General features: G+C 44.6%; 8 protein-coding genes. 7 read left to right on the top strand and 1 reads right to left on the bottom strand.

The genetic code is table 11. From position 1 onward, the window contains the following. The first annotated feature begins 355 nt into the window (after positions 1 to 355). The 7 genes from AC58QC_RS29635 to pssA all read left to right on the top strand — a co-directional run bounded on the left by AC58QC_RS29635 (position 356) and on the right by pssA (position 8,532). On the top strand, positions 356 to 817 hold the full coding sequence (locus tag AC58QC_RS29635; RefSeq protein WP_057313475.1) for a CtsR family transcriptional regulator: 462 nt from the start codon (positions 356 to 358) through the stop codon (positions 815 to 817). 13 nt (positions 818 to 830) lie between these two features. Then, positions 831 to 1,337 carry a protein-arginine kinase activator protein McsA gene (gene mcsA, locus AC58QC_RS29630; RefSeq protein WP_497272854.1) on the top strand — a complete coding sequence of 169 codons (507 nt, stop codon included), beginning with the start codon at positions 831 to 833 and terminating at the stop codon, positions 1,335 to 1,337. A gap of 23 nt (positions 1,338 to 1,360) precedes the next feature. Further along, positions 1,361 to 2,422, top strand: a complete 1,062-nt coding sequence (gene mcsB / locus AC58QC_RS29625) for a protein-arginine kinase McsB (protein WP_497418562.1) — start codon at positions 1,361 to 1,363, stop codon at positions 2,420 to 2,422. A 181-nt stretch (positions 2,423 to 2,603) separates the two neighbouring features. Next, the gene (clpC, locus tag AC58QC_RS29620) at positions 2,604 to 5,048 is read left to right on the top strand and encodes an ATP-dependent protease ATP-binding subunit ClpC (protein WP_497418561.1); all 2,445 of its coding nucleotides are present in this window, start codon (positions 2,604 to 2,606) and stop codon (positions 5,046 to 5,048) included. A 154-nt stretch (positions 5,049 to 5,202) separates the two neighbouring features. After that, positions 5,203 to 6,570 (top strand): DNA repair protein RadA, encoded by a 1,368-nt coding sequence (radA, locus tag AC58QC_RS29615; RefSeq protein WP_056618365.1) that lies wholly within the window; start codon positions 5,203 to 5,205, stop codon positions 6,568 to 6,570. Between the two features lie 38 nt (positions 6,571 to 6,608). Further along, positions 6,609 to 7,688 (top strand): DNA integrity scanning diadenylate cyclase DisA, encoded by a 1,080-nt coding sequence (disA, locus tag AC58QC_RS29610; RefSeq protein WP_497418560.1) that lies wholly within the window; start codon positions 6,609 to 6,611, stop codon positions 7,686 to 7,688. An 85-nt stretch (positions 7,689 to 7,773) separates the two neighbouring features. After that, positions 7,774 to 8,532, top strand: coding sequence for a CDP-diacylglycerol--serine O-phosphatidyltransferase (gene pssA, locus AC58QC_RS29605; RefSeq protein WP_497418559.1), 759 nt, complete (start codon positions 7,774 to 7,776; stop codon positions 8,530 to 8,532). An 81-nt stretch (positions 8,533 to 8,613) separates the two neighbouring features. Here the strand turns inward: pssA and AC58QC_RS29600 are convergent, their stop codons facing one another. Further along, positions 8,614 to 9,009: a nucleoside triphosphate pyrophosphohydrolase family protein gene (locus AC58QC_RS29600; RefSeq protein WP_065858819.1), complete on the bottom strand. Its 396-nt coding sequence runs from the start codon at positions 9,007 to 9,009 to the stop codon at positions 8,614 to 8,616. Between the last annotated feature and the right edge of the window lie 7 nt (positions 9,010 to 9,016).

The raw sequence follows: 9,016 nt of genomic DNA, 5'->3' as shown, positions 1-9,016 counted from the left end.
GTTCTGGGAGAGTAGAACGTTGCCAAACTACATAGGGATCTTTTGGTGGAGCCAAAAGTCTCTCAGCTCTGAAAGAGCCTTACTTGGAGAATTCCAGGTAAGGCTTTTTTTGCATGTATCCGCGAAGGAATGGGTGAAGGATCAGTGTGGAGGGAGATCAGCTTTTATTAAATGAATTTCGAATAAATCTGTAGGTAAGGTCAACAATAGTAAGGTTCACATAAGGAGATCGGATCCGTGGGGGGAGACATTTTAGGAGCAGTACTTGTCAAAAAGAAAGGAAATGATTATAATTTAGTTAAGGTCAAAGAAAGTCAAAGTCAATTTACTTCTAGAAATCTGGGAGGCCGAATTGATGCGCAATGTATCAGAAATTATTGAACAGTATTTAAAACATGTTCTGCAACAAAGCACGGAAGGTGCCATCGAGATTCAGCGAAATGATTTGGCTGACCAGTTTCAATGCGTACCGTCTCAAATCAATTATGTCATTAGTACAAGGTTCACCTTGGAAAAAGGCTATTTGGTGGAAAGCAAACGCGGCGGCGGAGGCTATATTCGAATCCAGAAGATCGAGCTCAAGAGTCATGGATCTATTTTGGATCACATTTTCCGTACGATTCATACCCACATTGATCAAGTCACCTCAGAGGGGCTTATTTATCAACTGCAAGAGGGGCACTATATTTCCACCAGAGAAGCTAACCTGATTCGGGCGGCGATATCCAGAGATGTATTGACCTTTAAACTGCCGCTGCGCGATGAAATTCGGGCCAAGATTCTTAAAGCAATGCTGATATCCTTGCTTAGCAGATAAGGAGGCAGATGGAATGGTTTGTCAGGAATGCGGGAAACGACCGGCGACTCTTCACTTCACCAAGATCGTGAATGGAGATAAGAACGAGTTCCACATTTGTGAGAATTGTGCCCGCGAGAAGGGCGAGATGATTCCAGGAACATCGAACGGCTTTTCGATTCACAATTTACTATCAGGCTTACTTGATTTTGAACCATTGTCCGCGGCAAAGTCTCAAGCTATCCGCTGTGATAACTGCGGTCTTACGTATTCGCAATTTAGTAAATTAGGTCGGTTTGGTTGTGGGGCCTGTTATCAAAGCTTTTCGGTCAAACTAGACCCTCTTTTCAAGCGAGTGCATGGGAATATCGTTCATGTAGGTAAAGTTCCCAAACGCAGTGGTGGTATCATTCAAAGCAAGCGTGAAATCGATCTTTTGAAGAAAGATATGATGACCTGTATCGAGAGCGAAGAATTCGAGCAGGCTGCCCAGATACGTGACCAGATTCGTGAGATTGAGAAGAAAATTGCGGGTATGTAAGTTTGTAAGGGAGTGTGAATCCAGTGACATTACAGCGGTTTACAGGAGATGCTTTGAGCGAATGGATGAAGGGTGAAGGGCCAGAATCGGATATTGTCATTAGCAGTCGAATCCGTATTGCTCGTAACCTGAGAGATTATCCATATCCCATGCTCGCAACCAATCAACAATCCCAGGAAGTGCTGGAACAGTTATCTGGTGTTCTTGAGAATGAAGAGTTGGAGACAATAAGCAACTTCTCGCTCATTCCACTTGCTGACCTTAATGAGCTCGAACGAATGGTGCTAGTGGAGAAACATTTAATTAGTCCAAATTTAGCTAACGAATCCAGGAATGGTGCCGTTATTTTAAGCGATAATGAATCGATTAGTATCATGATCAATGAAGAGGATCATCTTCGCATACAATGTTTATGTCCAGGTTTCCAGATTAAAGAGGTTTGGGATCTGGCTAATCAAATTGATGATATTTTTGAAACACAGATGGATTATGGGTACGATGAAAAAAGAGGCTACCTAACGAGCTGTCCGACCAATGTCGGCACAGGGATACGTGCTTCTGTTATGATGCACCTCCCCGCGCTAGTGCTTAGTCAGCAAATTAATCGTATTTTATCCGCAGTTACACAAGTTGGGTTGACGGTTAGAGGATTATATGGGGAAGGCAGCGAAGCTTTAGGTAATCTATTCCAAATCTCTAATCAAATCACGTTAGGTCAGTCGGAAGAAGAGATTATTGATAATTTATACAGTGTGGCCAGGCAAATTATAGAGCATGAACGTGCCGCCAGACATAAGCTATTACAAGAGTCTAGAATGCGGATCATTGACCGTGTGAATCGGTCCCTTGGTATTCTATCCTATGCTGGAATTATAGACTCTAAGGAAGCGGCACAGCGGTTGTCAGATGTACGACTGGGTATTGACGTTGGTATCATCAACAATGTATCCTCTCATGTTCTCAATGAATTGTTGGTCATGACGCAGCCTGGTTTTCTTCAGCAATATGCGGGTGAGAAGCTGAATGCCGAAGAGCGTGACATGCGACGGGCGGAACTGATTCGCGAGAAATTTGGCAGGGTATGAGCAAGAAGTGAGAAAACCTCTATCGAGGCCATTCAGAGATGAGCGACCGCGTTTAGAGGAAGGTTTTATCGCCAATTAGAAAGATGTTTTCGGGAACCGAAAACTTATACTTTCTAATGTGGTAACATAAGATTCATCCTTTAGGAATTCCATAGATATACTACTTTTGGAGGTGTTCGCTATGATGTTTGGCAGATTTACGGAACGTGCGCAGAAGGTGCTTTCTCTTGCTCAAGAGGAGGCTGTTCGATTAGGACATAACAATATTGGAACAGAGCACATTTTACTAGGACTTATTCGTGAAGGTGAAGGCATTGCTGCTAAAGCACTCGTTGCGCTCGGCTTAGGTCTTGAGAAAATTCAAGATGAAGTCGAATCTCTAATTGGCAGAGGGCAGGAACAACCTACGAACATCGCGTATACCCCTAGAGCTAAGAAAGTGATTGAACTTTCGATGGATGAAGCGAGAAAATTAGGTCACACCTATGTGGGGACTGAACATATTTTGCTCGGACTGATTCGTGAGGGTGAGGGCGTAGCTGCAAGAGTCCTTAATAACCTTGGGGTTTCCTTGAACAAAGCACGTCAGCAGGTTCTGCAGCTTCTGGGCAGCAGTGAAACAGTGTCACCTAGTCATGGTACGAATCCAAATGTGAACACGCCTACATTGGATGGTCTGGCAAGAGATTTGACTGCTTATGCCAAAGAAGGGCATTTGGACCCTGTAATCGGCCGTAGCAAAGAGATTGAGCGTGTGATTCAAGTGTTGAGCCGTAGAACCAAAAACAATCCTGTGCTGATTGGTGAACCAGGGGTTGGTAAAACAGCAATCGCTGAAGGCCTTGCACAAAAAATCATTAACAATGAAATTCCGGAAACGTTGAAAGATAAACGCGTAATGACCCTCGATATGGGCTCTGTTGTTGCAGGGACGAAGTATCGCGGTGAATTCGAGGATCGTCTCAAAAAGATCATGGATGAAATTCGCCAAGCTGGCAATATCGTCTTGTTCATTGATGAGCTTCACACCTTGATTGGTGCTGGGGGAGCGGAAGGTGCGATTGACGCTTCTAACATCCTGAAGCCGGCACTTGCTAGAGGCGAGTTGCAATGTATTGGAGCTACAACGCTGGATGAGTACCGCAAATACATTGAAAAAGATGCTGCGCTTGAGCGTCGTTTCCAGCCTATTACGGTAGACCAACCATCACCTGAAGAAGCCGTTCAAATCTTGTATGGATTGCGTGATCGTTATGAAGCACATCACCGTGTGAAAATTACAGATGCTGCGATTCAGGAGGCTGTAAAGCTATCGGATCGTTACATCACAGATCGTTTCTTACCGGACAAAGCTATCGACTTGATCGACGAAGCGAGTTCCAAGGTTAGATTGCGCTCATACACGACGCCGCCATCCTTGAAACAGCTTGAAAGTAAGCTAGAAAACATCCGTAAAGAGAAAGACGCTGCGGTTCAAAGCCAAGAGTTTGAGAAAGCGGCAGGGCTTCGTGATACGGAGCAAAAACTTCGCGAAGAACTAGACTCTACAAAGAACGAGTGGAAAGAGAAACAAGGTCGTCTGGATACGGAAGTTACGCCAGATGATATCGCACAAATCGTCGCAAGCTGGACGGGGATCCCGGTAAGTAAGCTTGCTGAGGAAGAGACAGATCGCTTGCTCAAGATGGAGGATATCCTTCATGAGCGAGTCATTGGACAAGAAGAAGCGGTTAAAGCTGTGAGTCGTGCGATCCGCCGCGCAAGAGCTGGATTGAAAGATCCGAAGCGTCCGATGGGTTCATTTATTTTCCTTGGACCAACGGGTGTTGGTAAAACCGAGCTTGCACGCGCACTAGCGGAATCTCTGTTCGGAGATGATAACGCCGTTGTTCGTATCGATATGTCCGAATATATGGAGAAGCATTCGACTTCCCGTTTAGTAGGAGCGCCTCCAGGGTATGTGGGTTATGAAGAAGGCGGTCAGCTAACCGAGAAAGTTCGCCGCAAACCTTACTCCGTCGTCCTCCTCGATGAAATCGAGAAGGCACATCCGGAAGTATTCAATATCCTTCTGCAAGTGTTAGAGGATGGTCGTTTAACGGATTCCAAAGGTCGTACCGTTGATTTCCGTAACACACTTATCATTATGACTTCCAACGTTGGCGCGGACATGATTAAGAAAAACTCCTCGCTTGGCTTTACTGCTTCACTGGATGCTGGAAGAGACTATACGAATATGAAAGATAAGGTTATGGGCGAGTTGAAGAAAAGCTTCCGTCCTGAGTTCCTTAACCGGATCGATGAAATCATCGTGTTCCATTCTTTGGATGAAGCGCACATTGCACAAATTGTCAGCTTGATGGCCGATGATCTTCGCAAGCGTCTGAAAGAGCAAGAAGTAGATTTCTTGTTAACGGATAAGGCGAAAATGTTCCTGGCTAAGGAAGGCTTTGATCCAACCTATGGTGCTCGTCCATTACGAAGAGCGATTCAGAAGCATATTGAAGATCGCCTGTCAGAAGAATTGCTGCGAGGCAATATTTCCAAAGGTGATTCACTGACCATTGATGAGAATGAAGGCGAGTTAATTGTCCTGAAGGGCGAAGGTGTTACATTAGCGAAGTAAGAGAAAGTGAAGAAGCATTTCACTTCATCCGATGAGGGTGGAGTGAGATGCTTTTTATTTCTTTCGGCACTTTCATGAGAAACATAAAAATGGTAAACTTTATTGGTAAGGATAGCCAAAAAGGATATCCCCATGTTAAGGAGCAGCTTCTTCTATGAGTAAACAAAAAACCAAATTTAGCTGTCAAGAATGCGGCTATGATTCACCGAAATGGATGGGCAAATGCCCAGGTTGTCAGTCTTGGAATACGATGGTGGAAGAAATTGAAACAGTTGTTCGTACGCAAGGTATGACATCTTCTATCCCCAAAACGAAAGAAAAAGCGATCCCCATCATACATATAGAAAGCAGCTCTGAACCCAGGGTTGTCACTAGCAACAAAGAATTAAATCGTGTCCTAGGCGGAGGTATTGTCCCTGGGTCACTCATCCTCGTTGGTGGAGATCCTGGTATCGGGAAATCAACCTTGCTTCTGCAAACGTCCTTCGAACTCACACAAGCCCAGCAAAAAGTCCTTTATATATCAGGAGAAGAATCCATCAAGCAGACGAAGCTTCGTGCTGATCGCTTAAATGCTTCATCTCCGCTGCTATACGTATTATGTGAGACGAACCTAGAACTTATTGAGGAAGCTATACAGGAAACGAATCCTGATTTTCTCGTGATCGACTCGATCCAAACGGTATTTCACCCAGCGATTACTTCGGCGCCAGGAACCGTATCGCAGGTTCGAGAATGCACAGGGCATTTTATGAGAATAGCTAAGGGTAAGGGAATTGCAACGGTCCTTGTCGGGCATGTGACGAAGGAAGGGGCAATAGCGGGGCCTAGAATGTTGGAGCATATGGTCGATTGTGTACTCTACTTTGAAGGGGAACGGCATCACTCCTATCGTGTGCTTAGAGCTGTGAAGAACCGTTTTGGCTCAACGAATGAAATCGGTATCTTTGAAATGCAAGAAGTTGGTCTAGTCGAAGTCAACAATCCATCTGAACTGTTTCTCTCGGAGAGACCGCTTGGCGTGGCTGGTTCAGCCGTTGTTGCTAGCATGGAGGGAACGCGTCCGGTACTGGTGGAGATTCAAGCGTTAGTGTCTTCGACGAACTTTCCATCTCCGAGAAGAATGGCGACTGGTGTCGATCACAATCGTCTGTCTTTAATTATCGCGGTATTAGAGAAGCGGATGGGCATGTTTTTACAAAATCAAGATGCCTACCTCAACGTGGCTGGTGGAATCAAGCTGGATGAACCAGCAGTGGATCTGGCGATTGCCATTAGTATCGCATCCAGCTTCCGGGATCAACCTACCCAGCCCTTTGATGTCGTGTTTGGTGAGATCGGCTTAACAGGTGAAGTCCGCGGCGTATCTCGGATTGATCAACGTGTGAAGGAAGCAGAGAAGCTTGGTTTCCGTAGAGTAATTATGCCGGAGAAAAGCTTGAAGGGGTGGACACACCCGAAAGGGATGGAGATTATTGGCGTAAACACGGTGGCAGAGGCATTGAAAGCAGCGCTTGGTTAACGTGGTTCTGCAAGCTACAAGCCTTCAGGAGGAAAATGATGAGTAAAGAAGAGACGAAACGAGATGTGATGAGCCAATTGCTCCAGTTGGTAGCGCCTGGCACGCCATTTCGTGATGGATTGGAGAATGTCTTACGCGCCAAAACAGGTGGCCTGATCGTAGTAGGATTCAGTTCAGAGGTAACTGAAATCGTGGATGGCGGTTTCTCAATAAATTGCGACTTTTCGCCCAATTATTTGTATGAGCTTGCCAAAATGGATGGTGCGATTATCCTTAGCGAGGATATCAAACGTATCCTTTATGCGAACACGCAGCTAATTCCAGATTCATCGATTTCCTCATCGGAAACGGGAATTAGACATCGTACTGCGGAGCGTGTTGCGAAGCAAACAAATAAATTAGTCGTTTCCATTTCACAAAGGCGGAATGTAATTACTCTCTATCAAGGTAATTTAAGGTATGCGCTGAAAGATATCGGCGTCATTCTGACCAAAGCGAATCAAGCGATCCAGACGCTGGAGAGATACAAGGTTGTTTTGGACCAGTCCCTAACGAACCTTAGTGCATCCGAATTTGAGGAGCTAGTTACCCTTCATGATATTACCAACGTCATTGCTAGGTTTGAAATGGTTTTGCGTATCAAAGCCGAGATTAATCGTTATATTAACGAACTAGGCAATGAAGGACGATTAATTAGCATGCAATTAGAAGAACTTGTTGGGAATGCGGAACTTGAAGCACGTTTGCTCGTAAAAGATTATGTAAGGGAATTATCCGAGGAAAAAGTTAAGGAGATGCAGGCTGGTTTGAAGCGTCTGTCATCTGATGAGCTGCTAGAGCCCCAGCAAATCATCCGGTTGCTTGGGTATTCTCATACCAATTCGATTGCTGAAGAGCCTGTATCCCCACGTGGCTTCCGCATTTTAGGCAAAATCCCGCGGTTACCATCGATCATTATTGGTAATCTTGTGGAGAAGTTTGGCTACTTGCCACACATGATGATGGCGACGATCGAGGAATTGGATGAAGTTGACGGAATCGGAGAAGTGAGAGCCCGCGCCATTAAGGAAGGTCTCAAAAGAATTCAGGAACAAGTGTTCATTGACAGACATATTTAAAGTGGATACAATCATAAAGTATCATTGTTGAGGTTTCATGAAGTCAAGTTTAGGGTATAGTAAATCCAGAGGTGGACAAAAACATATGTTAACAAAATCAATTCCCAGTCTCTTTACAGTAGGGAACTTATTCCTAGGCGTATTATCGATTATCCTAGCCTTTAGTGGAGAACATGGCATCGCTGCTGTACTTGTCATTGTCGCAATGCTGCTGGATGGACTCGATGGACGTGTTGCAAGAGCGTTGAACGCTCAAAGTGAGTTCGGTAAAGAATTAGACTCCTTATCCGATGTTATTTCTTTCGGTGTCGCTCCTGCTTTTATCATGTATGTAGTTGCATTCAATGACCCTACCGTCATTAGTCCAGCTTTTGCTTGGATTGTAACAGCGATCTTCCCGATCTGTGGAGCGCTGCGGTTAGCCAGATTCAATGTTGTTGCCGGTACGCCTGGCTATTTCATCGGTTTACCGATTCCAGCAGCAGGCGGTGTTCTTTGTACATTAGCTTTATTCGTGAACGATATTAACGTCTATGTACTTCTTGTAAGTACAGTTCTATTGTCATACTTAATGGTCAGCACAGTGAAATATCCGAATTTCAAAAAAGCCGGCATCCCCAAAGCGGCGATTTGGATCACGCCAATTATCGTTGCAGTAGCTATTTTGATTGCAATCAAATGGCCTGAATCCATTTCCAAAATGATTTTCGTACCACTTCTGATGTACGCTCTTTACGGCCTAAAAAAAAACGTTGATGGGTACTTCATCCGTCTTCGTAATCTTCGCAGAAAGAACAAAAGACGTGGCGTAGACGACAGCAATTCAGTGAAATCTGACGTCTAAGCACGTTGTTCGAAAATAAAAAGCATTTATTTTCTCCTGAACCCTCAGGAAGAAAATAAATGCTTTTTTTTGTTTTCATCATCATGACATGTTGAATAGGCCTAGTGTTGTACATTTCTTTGATTCGTTCTCGACGACTTGCTCCAAATTAATATCTAGAATGTTGCTTAGCGCAGACATGTAGAAAAGATTCCTGCCTAGTTCGCTACTAACGACCTCAATGCATTGTTCACATAAGTGCCCAGATACATGGGTGCGAAGAACATCCTTAGCTTCATCCAAGGTCATCTCTGGATGATACTCTTGCTTGGCTGCATGAACCTGAATACATCCACATTCAGTAATGGATTTCACCACGGAACGGTTGGCAGCAGCGCCTGACTGTTGAAATTTGGATAAGACATCAAGCAGACTACGGTGACGGAGTAACAATTCTGACACTTGATCTTGAAACTGCTTTAAAGTCAAGGAGCTCATTCCATCC

The sequence above is a fragment of the Paenibacillus sp. J22P51 genome (assembly GCF_059692215.1).
This window is presented reverse-complemented; position numbering and strand designations above follow the sequence as displayed.

Bases quoted from the DNA above. Each gene is read 5' to 3' on its own strand.
- radA (WP_056618365.1), top strand. From the start codon at position 5,203: ATGAGTAAACAAAAAACCAAATTTAGCTGTCAAGAATGCGGCTATGAT.
- disA (WP_497418560.1), top strand. From the start codon at position 6,609: ATGAGTAAAGAAGAGACGAAACGAGATGTGATGAGCCAATTGCTCCAG.
- AC58QC_RS29635 (WP_057313475.1), top strand. From the start codon at position 356: ATGCGCAATGTATCAGAAATTATTGAACAGTATTTAAAACATGTTCTG.
- AC58QC_RS29600 (WP_065858819.1), bottom strand. From the start codon at position 9,009: ATGAGCTCCTTGACTTTAAAGCAGTTTCAAGATCAAGTGTCAGAATTG.
- pssA (WP_497418559.1), top strand. From the start codon at position 7,774: ATGTTAACAAAATCAATTCCCAGTCTCTTTACAGTAGGGAACTTATTC.
- mcsA (WP_497272854.1), top strand. From the start codon at position 831: ATGGTTTGTCAGGAATGCGGGAAACGACCGGCGACTCTTCACTTCACC.
- clpC (WP_497418561.1), top strand. From the start codon at position 2,604: ATGATGTTTGGCAGATTTACGGAACGTGCGCAGAAGGTGCTTTCTCTT.